The organism is Mycobacterium intermedium (assembly GCF_002086275.1).
Taxonomy (GTDB): domain Bacteria; phylum Actinomycetota; class Actinomycetes; order Mycobacteriales; family Mycobacteriaceae; genus Mycobacterium; species Mycobacterium intermedium.
Map to the genome: position 1 here is coordinate 31,639 of NZ_MVHT01000022.1, position 14,349 is coordinate 45,987.

The following is a 14,349-nucleotide window of genomic DNA, read 5'->3' on the forward strand; positions in this document are numbered from 1 at the left end:
GTGCGATCCACCACAGAACTCCGCGACACCATCCTGAACGCGGCCCGCTCCGAGTTTGCGCAGTACGGGTTGGCCGGCGCGCGTATCGACCGCATCGCCCGGGCTGCCGAGGCCAGCAAGGAGCGGTTGTACGCACACTTCAAGGACAAGGAGACGCTGTTCCGCAGTGTGGTCGCCGCGGACCGGGCCGAGTTCTTTGCCGCCGTCACCCTGCGCCCGGACGCGGTGCCGGAGTTCGCCGGCGACATCTACGACCTGGCGGCCCGACGTCCCGAACATGTACGCATGATGACCTGGGCGAATCTGGAGGGCTTGGAGCTGGAGCCGTCGCCGAACGAGGACCTCGAGTCTCTCCAGGCGCGTGATATCGCGATCATCGAGGAAGCCCAGGCCGCGGGGCATGTCGATGCGGTCTGGCGTCCGTTTGACCTGCTGGTTCTCCTGTTCGGCGTCGCGCTGGCGTGGGCGCAGTCGCCGCATCCCGAGAGCGTCACCGACGACCCGGAGGTCATCGCGGCTCGCCGTGCTGCTGCGGTGGAGGCGGCACGCCGCATCGTGGCGCCCCAGCGGGCGTAAGCGATCGCGCGCGTGAAAGAGGGGTGAGAAACCCGCCCAAACCTAGATGTTTGGGCTGGAAGTGCGCCGTCAGGGTTTCGAACCCCGGACCCGCTGATTAAGAGTCAGCTGCTCTACCAACTGAGCTAACGGCGCTGGTGTCGGCCGGAACCGCGTTGCGACAATAACAGGCGTCTTGCCGCGGTGCGAAATCCTGGACCTCGTCAAGCATAGCTGCCAGGCGGGAGGCGTTCGCGCCTATTAGGCCCGGCGGTGGTCGGTCCCGTCGGCAAGCCGTTGGTGACGCCGGCCGGGGTGCCGTCGCCGGAGACCGGCCGTTCAAGCGGAAGTGTGTGTCCCGCAGGGCAAATCAGGTCTGGACACGCGTCAGAAAAGCGTGCCGCAGTAGGGCGCGCGGTCAGTGCGGAAGGCGGCATCCAGCTCCTTGAGCGCGCCTGGGCGCAGTTCGTTGATGCGGTGCGCCCGGTGAAGTTCGAAAGGCCGATGGGCGCCCATGTAGATCGTCGCCAGTTCGGATAGCCCGATCTCGACGTCCGGCTGCTCGTCGGCCGGCGTGCACTTCCCGACACCGTCGCGGATCTGCAGGCGGAACCGTCCGCCGGCCAGGTTGAGCGGGTCAGCGACCTCCAGCACCAGGTCGGCGTCGGCACTGTAGGTGCGTATGCCCAGCGCGTCGGGCACGTCGTTGATTCGTATCCAGAGGAAGTCGCTCGTGCCCTTAGTTTGAGCGGCACGCGGATCGCGAAGTTTGAGCGGGAGCGGATCGTCGACCGCAACCTGGATCTCCACTTTGTCGAACATCTCCAAAACCAACAGCGTCTGCAGCAACTCGCTGTGAGCTTCGTCGGTGATGGCAAGAAAATCCTGGACGACCACGGTGCCAAAAGGCGGCTGAAATGCACGCGCCTTCTGATCGAAGATCCGATATGTCAGGAAGCCGTCGGGATGAATTCGGTAGTACAGCTCGGACCCGCTTCCCCGTTGGGTCGGCCTGTCCTCGAGGTAATCGGCCCACCATGCGCTGTCCCGGGTTATCGCGCCATTCGTTGTGGCGCACCATCGTTCGTAGATTTCCGGCAACCGCTTTTTAGCTTCGTCCGCGTTGACCTCGCGTGCCCGATTTCTGCGCGGCACGTCTCGCAGCTTTGCGAAGCGACGGTAAATGCAATAGCTGTGGAAGTAGCTCGCCACGCCGCCGCCCAAGCGGTCGTACATCCCGGTTTGGGTGGGAACACCGCAGATGATCGGATACCCGCGCTCCAACAATTTCCCCAGTCCCTGGGCGCTGAGCTGCCCCCAAACTCCTCGTCCCTGGTGGGTTGACGCGACGGTGATCATCGTCAGCCAAGCGGCTCGCATGCTGGCACCACCCGGCACGGTGAGCCGGGTGCGGTAAATGATGGACGTCCCCACGAGGAATGGCTGCTGCGGATCGGAGACATCCTCGGCAACCAGAATGTCTTCGAGCTTGACGCGGCGTTTCCAAGCCTCGATCGTCTGCGGGTCGGCTGGGTCACCGAAAGCGCGAGCCTGGTTCTCGTAAAGCGCCTGCCAGTCATCTTCGGTGGGATGGCGGATAGTGATGGCGTCGTCCATCGTGTTCATCGTTATCCCGTCTGCACTCGTCCGGCCGAACGGGCGCGTTATTCCACCAGCGCACCTTTGGAAGATTCTTCTGCATTCGATACCCGAGCCATCGAGGGTCAAACGTCACTTTGCCGGAGCGAACCGGGGCCGGGAGGCATCTACGTGGCAATTTGGGGGTATAGCGAACGCCGGGCGGTAATGCACCGAAAGGACCGAGATGCTGCAGGCAATCACTCGTCTTGCCATCGCCGCGCCGCGCCGCATACTTGCGGTCGCGGCGCTGGTCTTTGTCGCAGCCGCCATTTTCGGCATCCCCGTGATCAACAGCCTGTCCGGCGGCGGCTTTCAAGATCCGACCTCGGAATCCGCGCGGGCGACGGATCTGCTCAGGGAAAAATTCGGCAAGACCGACCAGAGAATGCTGATCGTGGTGACCGCGCCCGACGGCGCTCGCAGCGGGCAGGCGCGGCGGGTCGGCGCCGACATCGTCGAGCACCTGAACCGATCGCCGTGGGTCATACAGGTGGCCTCGCCGTGGACCCTCTCGCCCGATCAGCCGCCTCCAGGTCAGCCGCCGCACGCCACCGACCAGCTCATCAGCAAGGACGGCAAGTCCGGGATGATCGTGGCCAGCCTCAAGGGCGGCGAGAACGACGCGCAGAAGTACGCCAGCACCCTTTCGGAGGAACTCGTCCACGACCGCGACGGGGTCACGGTGCGCGACGGCGGCATGGCCGTCGCTTACGCGCAGATCAACCACCAGAACGAGCGTGACCTGCTGTTGATGGAGTCCATCGCGATTCCGCTGAGCTTCGTTGTGCTGGTGTGGGCGTTGCGCGGGGTAGTGGCGGCCCTGCTGCCGATTGCCTTGGGGGCACTCGCGATCGTGGGCACCATGTCGGTGTTGCGGCTGATCAGCTTCGCAACCGAGGTGTCCATCTACGCCCTGGACCTCAGCATCGCCATGGGTCTCGCGTTGGCGATCGACTACAACCTGCTGATCGTCAGCCGCTACCGCGAAGAGCTCGCCCGAGAAGGCAACCGGGATCAGGCGCTGTTGCGGACCATGACCACCGCCGGCCGGACCGTGCTGTTCTCGGCCACCACCGTCGGGCTGTCGATGGCCGTGATGGCGCTCTTCCCGATGTATTTCCTGAAGTCGTCGGCGTACACGATCGTGGCGACGGCGATCATCGTTGCCGTTGGCGCCATCGTGGTAACACCCGCCGCGATCGCTCTGCTGGGCCCTCGGCTCGACACCCTGGATGTCCGCCGCCTGGCGCGGCGATTTTCCCCCAAGGCGACGTGGTTGCAAGACCGCAAGCGGACCAGCTCGGCGTTCTGGTACCGATCGACCAAATTCGTGTTGCGCCACGCCGTGCCGGTCGGGTTGAGCGTCGTCGTGCTTCTGCTGCTGCTGGGACTTCCGTTCCTGGGCGTGAAATGGGGCTTCCCGGACGAGCGGGTGTTGCCCGAATCCGCCTCGGCGCGCCAAGTCGCCGACATGCTGGACACGGATTTCCCCGGTGGATTCGGGACGGAGGTGACCGTCGTCGTGCCCGACGCCCGCGGTGTCACCCCCGCCGACCTGGAGCGCTACGCCGCCGAATTGTCACGTGTGCCCGACGTGGCCGCGGTGACCGCGCCGACCGGGACATTTGTGGCCGGGGCCAAGGCGGGACCACCGGCCGCGGCCACCGGCATGACCGGCGAGAGCGCCTTTCTCACCGTGGCCACCACCGCGCCGTTGTATTCACCTGCGTCCGACGTTCAGCTCGATCGATTGCACGAGGTCCCCGGGCCGGCGGGCCGATCGGTCGAGATGGGCGGGCTGGCGCAGATCAACCGTGACAACGTGAACGCGATCACTGAGCGATTACCCGCCGTAATGGGCCTGATCGCCGTCATTTCCTTCGTGCTGATCTTCTCGCTCACCGGCAGCGTGCTGCTCCCACTGCAGGCGCTGATATGCAACGTCTTGTCCCTGACCGCCGCCTTCGGCGCGCTGGTGTGGATCTTTCAGGACGGTCATCTCGGCGCCCTGGGGACCACCCCGAACGGCACGCTGAACGCCAACATCCCGGTCTTGTTGTTCTGCATCGCCGTCGGGCTGGCCATGGATTACGAGGTTTTTCTCGTCTCGCGGATCCACGAGTACTGGCTGGCAGCTCAAGCGTCGCGACGGCATCCACCCAATGCGGCCGAAGCCCGCGCAGACAACGACGAGAGCACCGCGCTGGGCCTCGCCGGCATTGGCAGGGTGGTCACCAGTGCCGCGCTGGTGATGTCGATCTCGTTTGCCGCGTTGATCCCGGCGCAGGTGTCGTTCATGCGGATGCTCGGTGTCGGGCTGACGCTTGCCGTGCTGGTCGACGCCACATTGGTGCGAATGGTCCTGGTTCCGGCTTTCATCCACGGGCTCGGGCGCTGGACTTGGTGGGCGCCGAGGCCGTTGGTCTGGCTGCATCAGCGGCTCGCGTTCGGTGAGGCCGACGCGGCAGCGGTTGGCCGGCGGCGCTGGGCCACCGACAGCCCTGACACCGAAGACGCGGCTCCGGGGTCCGTTGAGCCCTCCGATGGGGGTTCGGGGCAGGAGTTGGCGGCCGCATCTCCGAAGGACGTCGGGTAGCGCCAATGGCCAGAACGGATCTCGCCGTCGTGCTGGCAGTGAGTTCTGCGCTGTGTATCGCTACCGGCGACGTGCTCCAGCAACAGGTGGCGCACCGGATCACGGACAAGTCGGTCGGCCAACTCAAGCTGTTGGCCAAGCTGTTGGGCAACCGGCGCTGGCGGTGGGGCACTGCGCTGCTCGCGGCGAGCATCGCGTTGCAGGCGGCCGCGCTGGGCCAGGGTTCGGTGATTCTGGTGCAGGCGCTGCTGATGCTTTCGCTGCTGTTCGCGCTTCCCATCAGTGCCGTCTTGTCGAGACGAAAAATGACTGCCTCCCAATGGATCTGGGCAGGACTGTTGACGGCCGCGGTGACGGTGGTCGTCGTTGTCGGCCATCCGGAGGCGGGTCATTCGGGCGCATCGCTGCGCACCTGGGCCGTGGTCTCGGTGGTGCTGGGACCGGCGTTGGCGCTGTGCGTCGTCGCTGCCCAAATTCGAAGGGGCACCCTGGGGGCGGTTTTGTTCGCCTTGGTGTCCGGTTCGCTGTGGGGTGTTTTTGCGGTACTGACCAAGGAGGTCGTCGCCCGGCTCGGCGATGGCGGCGGGACGCTGATCCGGACCCCTGAGCTATATGCCTGCATCTTGGTCGCGCTGGGAGGCATCCTTTGGAGCCAGTCGGCGTTTCGGGCTGGGTCGTTGGCCGCGTCGATGCCCACGTTGCAGGTATCCCAGCCCGTGGTGGCGACCGTGCTGGGTGTCTTGGTCCTCGACGAGAAGCTGAACACAGGTGGAGCGGGGTTTATCGCACTGGCGGTGGCGGGCCTGGTGATGGTGGCGGCCATTGTCAAACTGGCAGGGTTTGAGGCCATGGCGACCCGCGACCGGGCAGCAGCAGAGCGCAAAGATCCCGTCAGTCAACCGACTTAAGCCCAGCCGCCGAGTCCCTCCCAGCGAATCAGGGTGAGCTTGCGCACTCGCGGCGTAATCCGGGCAGAATCGGGTAGAGCGCTGCCGCGACGCACTACAATACCGGTAACAATCCAGGGTCAGCGGTGACCAATTTGGGCGGGAAGATTTGGAAGGTCACTTGATGACGCCTTTGCGCAGACGTCGATCGTGGCTGGCTGTGGCCATGGTTCCGGTTGCTGTGTGCATTGGTGCGTGCGGCGGTCACAGCACCGCCGCGCCGGCAGCGCCGAACGTCATCGAGAACAAGGGGACCCCGTTCGCCGACCTCATGGTTCCCAAGCTCACCGCTTCGGTCACCGACGGAGCCGTCGGTGTCACCGTCGATGCGCCGGTGACGGTGGGCGTTTCCGACGGCGTGCTGCAGTCGGTGACCATGGTCAACGAGAACGGCAAGACCATCGACGGTCAGCTCAGTCCCGACGGCCTGCACTGGGCCACCACTGAGCAGCTTGGCTACAACCGGCGCTACACGCTGAACGTGAAGGCGCTCGGACTGGGTGGTGTGGCGAGCCGCCAGATGACCTTCCAGACCAGTTCGCCCGCGCACCTGACGATGCCCTACGTCTTGCCGAACGACGGCGAGGTCGTGGGTGTCGGGTCGCCGGTGGCCATCCAATTCGACGAGAACATCACCAACCGACTGGCTGCCCAAAAAGCCATCGTCATCACCACCAATCCGCCCGTCGAAGGCGCCTTTTACTGGCTGAACAACCGCGAAGTCCGTTGGCGGCCTGAGCATTTCTGGAAGCCAGGGACCACCGTTGACGTCTCGGTCAACACCTACGGGGTCGACCTGGGCGACGGCATGTTCGGCGAAGACAACGTGAAGACGCATTTCACCATCGGTGACGAGGTGATCGCCGTCGCCGACGACGAAACCAAGATGGTGACGGTGCGGGTCAACGGCGAAGTGGTCAAGACGATGCCGACCTCGATGGGTAAGAACAGCACGCCGACGGCAAACGGGATCTACATCGTGGGCCAGCGGTACAAGCACATCATCATGGACTCCTCGACCTACGGCGTGCCGGTCAACTCGCCCAACGGATATCGCACCGATGTCGACTGGGCGACGCAGATCTCCTACAGCGGTGTGTTCGTGCACTCGGCGCCCTGGTCGGTGGGGGCTCAGGGCCACACCAACACCAGCCACGGTTGCCTCAATGTCAGCCCGAGCAACGCGCAGTGGTTCTACGAGCACATCAAGCGCGGCGACATCGTCCAGGTGATGAACACCGTCGGGGGTACCCTCCCGGGCACCGAGGGCCTGGGCGACTGGAACATCCCGTGGGAGCAGTGGCGCGCCGGTAACGCCAACACCAACTGACCTGCCGGGCGCAGCGGGTCGGCCACCATTTTTCTAGACCCGCAGCACCGAAGCCAAGGCCGACAGCGGTATGTGCGCTTCGACGGTGCCGCCGTCCATAAACCATTGCAGCGCACCAGGGCTGAAGTCGATAGGCTCGTCGTGTCCGACCGGGTAGTCGGGCATGTAGAGGATCAATTCGTCGGGCGTCAACGCCCATGCGCGGTATCCCCCGGAGTAGACCTTGTCCGGAGTCCAGCGGTCGGCGATGAAGGGGTAAGTCCCCGGATCGTGTGGGGGAGCGGCCTGATTCAGCGCGGTCTCGATGAATGGCTGCCCAAGCTGCGGGATGGCGCTGACGTTGACCAGGTCGGCCAACTGCACTCGCCGGCCGCTTGCCGTGTCGAAAGTGAAGGTGCGGTAGGCGTTGTTGGGCTTGGGTCCGTCGGCGTGATAGTCCTCGTGGAATACCGCGCTGAGGTAGTTGCCGTGCCGGAAGACCTGGTAGTTCTCCTCGCCGAAGCTGTCCGCCACCATGTGCGCCCCGACGCTCTTCCAGTTGTTGACCAGGGTGCGCAGATAGTCTCGTACCACAGAACTCGTCACGGGGTTGTCGATGAGGTCGTCCGGTAGTGCGACCTTGATGTCGCGCACGGCATTTCGTTCGGACACGACCGAGGTGTGGCAGTACTGGCCGTCCCAATTGCCGCCGAGCTCGCCGCAGAAGGACGGGGCCGACGCCCGCGCGGTGGCCGCGTTGGATAGTCCCGATAGTCCCGCCGCCGCTAGCAGTATTGATGTCGCGATAATTCGTTTGATCACGATGGCTCCAATTGGCTTAGAGCAGCTGAACTTTCGCTGCCTTCCAGCGGCCGTCGACCTTCTCCATGGTCATCTTGATTCGGCTGCGGTCGATCCGCGGATCGGGTACCGCCGTGTTGGTGACGGTCTGGTCGATGAACACCAGCACGACGACCTTGTCGGTGGACTTCGACTCGATCGCCGAATCGATCACCACGCCATGGGCGGTGGCCTTGTTGTCGATCAGCAGCTGTCGAAGCTGCACGCTCGACTGGGTGTACATGTCCTTGAACTCACCGGTCGCTCCGTCGAGGACCTGCCGAAAGTTCTCGTCGACGTTGTTGGAGTCGATGCTGGTCAGGACCTGGGCGTAGTTGACGGCGGCTTGCTGAGCCTCCTGTCCCGCCTGGTCCAACTGACGCTGTTGCCACTGCTGCCACCCGAGAAAACCGTTGATGGCGAGGGAGATAAGGAGTATCAGCGGCAGGACGCCGCGGCGCAGGTACTGTAGCCAGGGTCGTTTGGCCAGCCCGGACTTGTCACCTTTGGTCTTGCGCTTGCGCCCGAACGGGATGTCGTCTTCGTCGGTGTCGGCGATGAATTCTGTGTCTGTGCCGTCCGCGTCTTCGGCGTCCTCGGCCTCGGATTCTTCGTCCGCCTCGGCATCGTCCTCCGCCTCGGCATCGACCTCGGTCTCTTCGATGTCGACGTCCTCGCCTGCGACTTCCGCCTTCTCGTCCTCGGTATCGCTGGTAATCCCAGTTGTCACAGTCACATCAATCTCCTCAGGTGGGCGGACTGTCGGTCTCAGTGTGGTGGCTCGATGGGCAGGGTCGGACCGCCGTACGGCGTCGGAATCGTGTAGCGGCCCTTCGGCGTCGGGTCGCTTCTCCTGCCCAGGTCAGCGCCTGGTGGGGGACCGGCGGTGTCGTCGCCCGCCGGCCGCGGGGCGTTCTTGGCTCCCCGGATACCGTACCCGGGGTCGTCGTCGCGGCAATACGTGTAGATGAACGGCTCGTAATAGTCCGCCCCAGACGGTGGGTGCGCGGGCGTTCCGTAGTCGCACGCGTACCGGGGATACAGTTCGGCCGTCGCCCAAACAGCATGGTCGTGGAAGGCGCTGGCCAGCGCGTCGATCGCCGACCCGCGGTAGTCCGGGAACAACGCGTTGAGTGCCGGCACGCGCAGATACAGCAACTGGGAGGCGGTCGCGAGGCTGCCCAGCAGCTGCACCATCGTCTCCGAGTTGTCGTCGAACAACCGGTCGATGGTCGAAAGCTGCTGCGGCGCAGTCCCCGTCAAGCGCCGATAACCATCCTGCATTCGGGCCACGCCGGCCAGGGTCCGCCTGAAGTCGACGGTGGCGGCGGCGAGCCCGGCATTCTTGTCGGCCGCCAAGTTCAGCACCACCCGGCTGGTCCTGATGATGCTGGTGGTTTCGGGCAGCACCGAATCGAGCGTCGACAGCAACATCATGCCCCCGTCGACGATCGCCGTCAGCTTGCCCGGACCCTCTCGGCTAAGGCTGAGTTCCTTCTTGATCAGCTCGATCTTGCGCGGATCGACCTGCGCCAACAGACCATCGGCATCACCGAGCAGCTGCGCCAAACTCACCGGGACGCTGGTCCGATTCAGCGCTATCAAGCTGCCGTCGTGCAGATATGGTCCGGTGTCGGAGTCGGCTTCGAAGTCGATGTACTGCTCGCCGGCGGGTGACAGGGCGGACACGTGGGCAACCGCGTTCGCCGGGATCTTCACTGTGGACGTGATCCTGGCAACGGCGTCGACCCCTTGGTCGGTGATCCGCAGCGATTCGACGCGCCCGATGCGCACCCCACGCAGCGCAACATCCTGATTGGGCAGCAGCCCGCCGGATTCCGTGAGCTGCACCGTGACTCGATAGGTCGACGCAAAGGGTGTCACGCGCAGTGCGCCGATCAGCAGGTAGGCAGTGGCGACAATCAACGTGAGCGCCAGTCCGGCCACCGACAGCCAGACCTGGCGTCGGTGCGCGGCCCGTACCGTCCGGACGAGGATGTTGGCGGCTGACGTGATCATCCCGGCGGTCCTGGCGTGAGGGGACCGGGCAACTGGGGCTGCGGGGTTTCCGTGGGGGCGACCATGACTCCGCCCGGGACGTTGGGATCCGGGATCACCGGTACCTGAGGCGAGTTCGGGCCGCGACCGACCACTCGTTCCTGAAGCCGCCACAGCATGTACTTCAGGGAGCCGACGAACTGGTTCCAGGTGAACCTGTTCGGTCCATGTAGCCCCCTGTCACCGGGGAAGCCGATGTCGGGTATCGACCCCAAGATCAGCTGGTCGAGACTGGCGTGGACTGAGACCCCCGATCCCGCAGTCATTTTGATGATAGGGGCGAACATTCGGTTCAGGGTTAGCAAGCTGGTGTCGGGGCTTACCGCGATATCGTTGGCCGCTTCGGCGAGCGTGTTGAGGTCTTGGACCACGCTTCTGCCGCTGGTGTCGGTTCCGCCGAGCGACGGGAACCGGGCCAGCAACCGGCTGGTGTCACCGACTTGCACCAACAGGTTGGTCAGGTCGGTGGTGTTGGCGGACAGGGCGCTCATGCCCGGTTCGGCGGCCGCCATCAGCTCGCTGAGGGTTTGGTTCTTGGCGTCGAGTTGTGCACTGAGGCGGGATAATTCGGTCATTGCGTCCGAGATCTGGCCGGACCGCGAGTCCATGGTGCGCAGCAGCTGATTGGACTTGCGAATCAGTTCTCCGAATGCCTGTCCCTGGTCGCCGGTGGCTTTGCCGAAACCGTTGATGATGTTGGTGAAGTTACGTACCGCGCCGCCGTTCACCAGGATCGCAGCCGAGCTCAGCACCGACTCCACGGTGGAGGCGGCGGTCGTGAACTCCAGATCGATGGTGTCGCCGGATTTCAATAATGGTGCGTTCGGATCGCCGTCCGCGGGTGGCTTCAGCGCGACGAAAACGTCGCCGAGCGGTGTGGCCGTGCGCAACTCGGCCGTGCTGCCCCGCGGCAGCAGGACACCATCGCGGATGCGCAGCGTGGTGACGGCGGTGTAGTTGCGTGCGACCATCGACTCGACCTGCCCGACGTCCGCACCGCCAAGCTTGACCTTGGCATTCATCGGCAGGTTGAGCGCGTTGGAGAACACCGCGGTCAGCATGTACCCGCCGGAACCCAGGCCCGGGGCCGGAAGGGGAAGGCTGGCAAGGCCGTCAGTGGCGCATCCCGCGCTGAAGACCGCCGCGGCCATGATCGCGACTGCGGACCTGACGCGCGCTCGCGTTCCCATGGCGTTCATTTCTGACCCATCGCTGCCAAGCCGTCCAGGACGTAGGTCAACCCGAAGTCGGGCCCGAAATCCTGTAGTGTCCCAGTGCTGCAGCCGAGTTGGCGCAAGCCCATCAAGTTGCAGATCTCTTTGGTGAGCTGACTGTCGAAGATCATGCGGTCGGTGAGGAAGTGTGCCCGCACCGCGCCGTTCTCACGGTCCACCATGTTGTAGGCGTTGTCGGCCAACATCGGACCTATATCAAGGATTTCGGCGAGCTCGCGCTGGTTGTCTGCAAGCGTCTTCACCACGGTGTTGCCGTTCAGCAAAGCCTGCCTGATGAGTTCACGATTGGCGTCAAAGAGATCGCCTGCCCGCTGCACCAACTGGTCGAGTTTTTTGCCGGTGGTGCCGCTGCCGATGTCCTCGTCGGCCAAGATCTGGCTGACTTGGTGGATGGTTGATGCGAATTCCCGCAGCTTGCCGTCGTTGTTGGCGGCGGCTTCGAACAGCGAACTGATGTTCTTGATGATCGTGGTGATCTGGGCGCGCGTCTGGGCGCCGCCATCGCTGCTCAAGCGCAGCGCCTTGGAGAGTTCGTCGAGCGCCTTCTTGATATTTGCGCCGTTGCCTCTGACCACCTCGGCGCCGCCGTTGAGCACGTCGGCAACTGGGCCGCCGCCGTGGCCGTCGCCTTCCAAGGATCTGGTCACCCGGTCGAGAACGGCCAGCACACGGCTGAATTCGACCGGTGTCTTGGTGCGCGTCAATCCGATGGTGTCGTGGTTCGCCAACTTCGGGCCCCCGCGGTACGGCGGCGTGAGCTCGATCTGCCGGGCGGTGAGGATCGACGTGGACACGGTGACGGCTTGCACATCCGCCGGGACGTCGACGTGCCGGTCGACGGTGAACTGCACTTCGACGTAACTACCTTTGGCGACGACCTTGGTGACCGTACCCACCTTCATGCCTAGCACCGCGACCACATTGCCCTCGTAAAGCCCGGAGGCGCTGTCGAATTGAGCCGTCACCGTGATCGGTTCCTGCTTGCCGGCCAGGTACCACCAACCGATGCCGACCGCGGTGACGACCGACGCGACGATCGCCACGACCGCGATGAGCCGCCCCCTCATGCGCAGTCCTTGAAGTACGGGATCATTCCGAATTGCTGGGCGCGCAAGCTGATTGCGCACATCCACGAGTCGATGAGCAGCCCACTAGGAAGATTGAAACTGACGGCGTTGGCGTCACCGGTCAGGTTGGCAGCCTCGCGTGCAAAGACCGGGGCGATTTGCAGCGTGTTGCGTAGCAGATCGTCGTGCTGAGCAATCATGTCGGTGAATTCGCGCAGATCTTTGAGCAGCGTCTCGATGCCGGAGCGGTCGTTGACGACGAGCTGGTTCATCGTGTCCACGAAGCTGGTGAGGGATTGCATCATCGCGTGGAAGACAGCGCGCCGCGCGACGAACTGGCCGAGCAGGTCTTGCGACTGATTGACCAGGTTGCCGAGATTGGCCTGCTGACGACGCAACGTGTTGGTGACCTGCTCGGTGCTGCGCAGCAGCTCACCGAGTTGATCACGGCGTTGCGCGATGATCGATGACAACGAGTCGATGTTCGCCATGGCCTGTGGCACGACCTCCGGCAGCTTTTCGAGTTGCTTGCCGAGTATGGACAGCGACTGGGCGAACCTGTCCGAGTCCACCTGTTCGAAAGTGGTGGTGGCGTCCTTCAGCGCGGCCTGCAGGTCGTAGGGGACCTGGGTGTGCGCCAAGTCGAATGTGTTGTTGGCCAGCGATCCTGGGCCGTTGGGCTCCAAGGCCAGATAGCGTGCGCCCAGAATTGTCGTGACCTTGATCGACGCCGTGGAATCCTTGCCCAACTTGACGTCATCGCGAATTTTCAAACCGGCTTCGACGTGGTCGCCGTCCAGCTTCATGCTGGTGACCTCGCCAACGGGGATGCCGGCCACCGTGATTGGGTTTCCCGGCTGCAGCGCAGCGGCCTGCACGAACTCCGCGGTGTAGTGCCGGTAGCCGGCGCCGATCATGTGCACGACGAGCATGGATCCGATGAGCACTGCCACTACCGCGCACGCGATAAACCCGAGCCACGTCTTGTTGTAGCTCTCCAGCGGCCGCTTCTTCAGCCGTGCAAGCATTCCACTCGCCATCAGCCACCGCCCATGGGTCGGCATTTCGGGGTGTGCTTCGCCTTGTTTCCGGGTGTGGCGGCGTTGATGATGATCGGGGTTACGTCGTTGAGGCCGGGGAAGAACCCAAAGATGTTGACGTCGCATGCGTAGGCGTTGCCGTAGGCACCCTGGTTGGCGATGCGGACCAAACCTTTCAGCAGCAGCGGCAGGTTGTCGCCGAGGAAGGCCACCTGCGGTTCGATGTCGAGCAAGTGCCGGGTGGCCCCCGGACGGCGATCGATGAACGCGCGCAGCGCCGGGTAGTCATCCCGCGCGGCCTTCGATAGGTGGGTCAGCAGCCGCGACATGGCACCCATCGAGGACACCAGTTCGGGACGCCGCTGGTCCAGGGCGGCGACCACGTCTCGGGTCTGGGTGAGGACGCCGTCCAGGTTGGCGTTCTGCGCCGCGAGGTTGACGACCACCTTGTTGAGGTTGGTGATCACATCGCCGAGCGCTTGATCCCTGCCGGCGAAAGTCTCGGTTAGCGTCGAGGTTTGACTGATCAGGGTGGCAAGTGACGAGGTGTCGCCCTGCAGCGAGGCGAGCACACCCTTGGTCAGGTTGTCGGCGTCACGCGGATTCAACAGGCTGAACAGCGGCTCGTAGCCGTTGAGCAACGCGGTGACGTCGAACGACGGTTCGGTGCGTTCCAGTGGGATGACGCTGCCCGGCGCCAACTGCTTGCGGTCACCTTCCTTGCCCAAAGACAGTCCGAGATAACGCTGCCCGACGATGTTCTGGTACGTCACTGAAGCGACCGTGTTGCCGTAAAGGTGCTGGTCGGTCTGCACGACGAACGAAACTTTCGCGAGTTTGCCTTCCAGCGCGACCTTTTCGACCCGGCCCACCCGGACCCCGGCCATTCGGACGTCATCGCCGTCACGCAGACCGTAGACGTCGGTGAACATCGCGGAGTACGACGCCGTCGTACCGGCAACGTCACGCCGCAGGCTCACATAGACCAGCCACGTCAGCGTCATCGCGACGACCATGAACAGCGTCAGCCCGATCAGCGGTGCCCGAAACCTTAGTTGCAT

12 protein-coding genes and 1 tRNA gene are annotated in these 14,349 nt (G+C 64.2%); 4 read left to right on the plus strand and 9 right to left on the minus strand.

The genetic code is table 11. The annotated features are described in order from the left end of the window. Positions 1 to 576 (plus strand): TetR/AcrR family transcriptional regulator, encoded by a 576-nt coding sequence (locus BST27_RS10425; RefSeq protein WP_069417320.1) that lies wholly within the window; start codon positions 1 to 3, stop codon positions 574 to 576. Between the two features lie 62 nt (positions 577 to 638). Here the strand turns inward: BST27_RS10425 and BST27_RS10430 are convergent. Together BST27_RS10430 and BST27_RS10435 are read right to left on the minus strand one after the other, a co-directional pair. Next, a tRNA-Lys gene (locus tag BST27_RS10430) sits at positions 639 to 711 on the minus strand. Between the two features lie 231 nt (positions 712 to 942). Then, entirely contained in the window at positions 943 to 2,181 is a 1,239-nt protein-coding gene (locus tag BST27_RS10435; protein ID WP_069417321.1) for a GNAT family N-acetyltransferase, read from the minus strand. 199 nt (positions 2,182 to 2,380) lie between these two features. On the opposite strand from BST27_RS10435, the gene BST27_RS10440 reads away from it, so the two are divergent. The 3 genes from BST27_RS10440 (at position 2,381) to BST27_RS10450 (ending at position 7,069) form a co-directional block, all read left to right on the plus strand. Then, a complete protein-coding gene (locus BST27_RS10440) occupies positions 2,381 to 4,792 on the plus strand; it encodes an MMPL family transporter (RefSeq protein ID WP_079219905.1) in 2,412 nt (803 codons plus the stop codon). A gap of 5 nt (positions 4,793 to 4,797) precedes the next feature. Continuing rightward, positions 4,798 to 5,700 carry a DMT family transporter gene (locus BST27_RS10445; protein WP_069417322.1) on the plus strand — a complete coding sequence of 301 codons (903 nt, stop codon included), beginning with the start codon at positions 4,798 to 4,800 and terminating at the stop codon, positions 5,698 to 5,700. Positions 5,701 to 5,863: 163 nt separating this feature from the next. Continuing rightward, on the plus strand, positions 5,864 to 7,069 hold the full coding sequence (locus BST27_RS10450) for a L,D-transpeptidase (RefSeq protein WP_069417323.1): 1,206 nt from the start codon (positions 5,864 to 5,866) through the stop codon (positions 7,067 to 7,069). Between the two features lie 33 nt (positions 7,070 to 7,102). On the opposite strand, the gene BST27_RS10455 is transcribed toward BST27_RS10450, so the two are convergent. The 7 genes from BST27_RS10455 to BST27_RS10485 are packed head-to-tail and all read right to left on the minus strand — an operon-like array spanning position 7,103 to position 14,349. Further along, on the minus strand, positions 7,103 to 7,870 hold the full coding sequence (locus BST27_RS10455) for a mannan-binding family protein (RefSeq protein ID WP_139805093.1): 768 nt from the start codon (positions 7,868 to 7,870) through the stop codon (positions 7,103 to 7,105). A 16-nt stretch (positions 7,871 to 7,886) separates the two neighbouring features. Beyond that, positions 7,887 to 8,624 carry a DUF3329 domain-containing protein gene (locus BST27_RS10460; protein ID WP_197518055.1) on the minus strand — a complete coding sequence of 246 codons (738 nt, stop codon included), beginning with the start codon at positions 8,622 to 8,624 and terminating at the stop codon, positions 7,887 to 7,889. Between the two features lie 32 nt (positions 8,625 to 8,656). Beyond that, the gene (locus BST27_RS10465) at positions 8,657 to 9,907 is read right to left on the minus strand and encodes an MlaD family protein (RefSeq protein ID WP_069417326.1); all 1,251 of its coding nucleotides are present in this window, start codon (positions 9,905 to 9,907) and stop codon (positions 8,657 to 8,659) included. Continuing rightward, positions 9,904 to 11,145, minus strand: a complete 1,242-nt coding sequence (locus tag BST27_RS10470) for an MlaD family protein (protein WP_069417327.1) — start codon at positions 11,143 to 11,145, stop codon at positions 9,904 to 9,906. The genes BST27_RS10465 and BST27_RS10470 overlap by 4 nt, the downstream gene beginning before the upstream one ends. Then, entirely contained in the window at positions 11,142 to 12,248 is a 1,107-nt protein-coding gene (locus tag BST27_RS10475; protein WP_069417328.1) for an MCE family protein, read from the minus strand. The genes BST27_RS10470 and BST27_RS10475 overlap by 4 nt, the downstream gene beginning before the upstream one ends. Then, a complete protein-coding gene (locus BST27_RS10480; RefSeq protein ID WP_232007126.1) occupies positions 12,245 to 13,276 on the minus strand; it encodes an MlaD family protein in 1,032 nt (343 codons plus the stop codon). Before BST27_RS10480 ends, BST27_RS10475 begins: the two co-directional genes overlap by 4 nt. Positions 13,277 to 13,287: 11 nt before the next feature. Continuing rightward, positions 13,288 to 14,349, minus strand: coding sequence for an MCE family protein (locus BST27_RS10485; protein ID WP_069417330.1), 1,062 nt, complete (start codon positions 14,347 to 14,349; stop codon positions 13,288 to 13,290).

Bases quoted from the DNA above. Each gene is read 5' to 3' on its own strand.
- BST27_RS10435 (WP_069417321.1), bottom strand. From the start codon at position 2,181: ATGAACACGATGGACGACGCCATCACTATCCGCCATCCCACCGAAGAT.
- BST27_RS10440 (WP_079219905.1), top strand. From the start codon at position 2,381: ATGCTGCAGGCAATCACTCGTCTTGCCATCGCCGCGCCGCGCCGCATA.
- BST27_RS10445 (WP_069417322.1), top strand. From the start codon at position 4,798: ATGGCCAGAACGGATCTCGCCGTCGTGCTGGCAGTGAGTTCTGCGCTG.
- BST27_RS10450 (WP_069417323.1), top strand. From the start codon at position 5,864: ATGACGCCTTTGCGCAGACGTCGATCGTGGCTGGCTGTGGCCATGGTT.
- BST27_RS10465 (WP_069417326.1), bottom strand. From the start codon at position 9,907: ATGATCACGTCAGCCGCCAACATCCTCGTCCGGACGGTACGGGCCGCG.
- BST27_RS10470 (WP_069417327.1), bottom strand. From the start codon at position 11,145: ATGAACGCCATGGGAACGCGAGCGCGCGTCAGGTCCGCAGTCGCGATC.
- BST27_RS10475 (WP_069417328.1), bottom strand. From the start codon at position 12,248: ATGAGGGGGCGGCTCATCGCGGTCGTGGCGATCGTCGCGTCGGTCGTC.
- BST27_RS10480 (WP_232007126.1), bottom strand. From the start codon at position 13,276: ATGCTTGCACGGCTGAAGAAGCGGCCGCTGGAGAGCTACAACAAGACG.
- BST27_RS10485 (WP_069417330.1), bottom strand. From the start codon at position 14,349: ATGCAACTAAGGTTTCGGGCACCGCTGATCGGGCTGACGCTGTTCATG.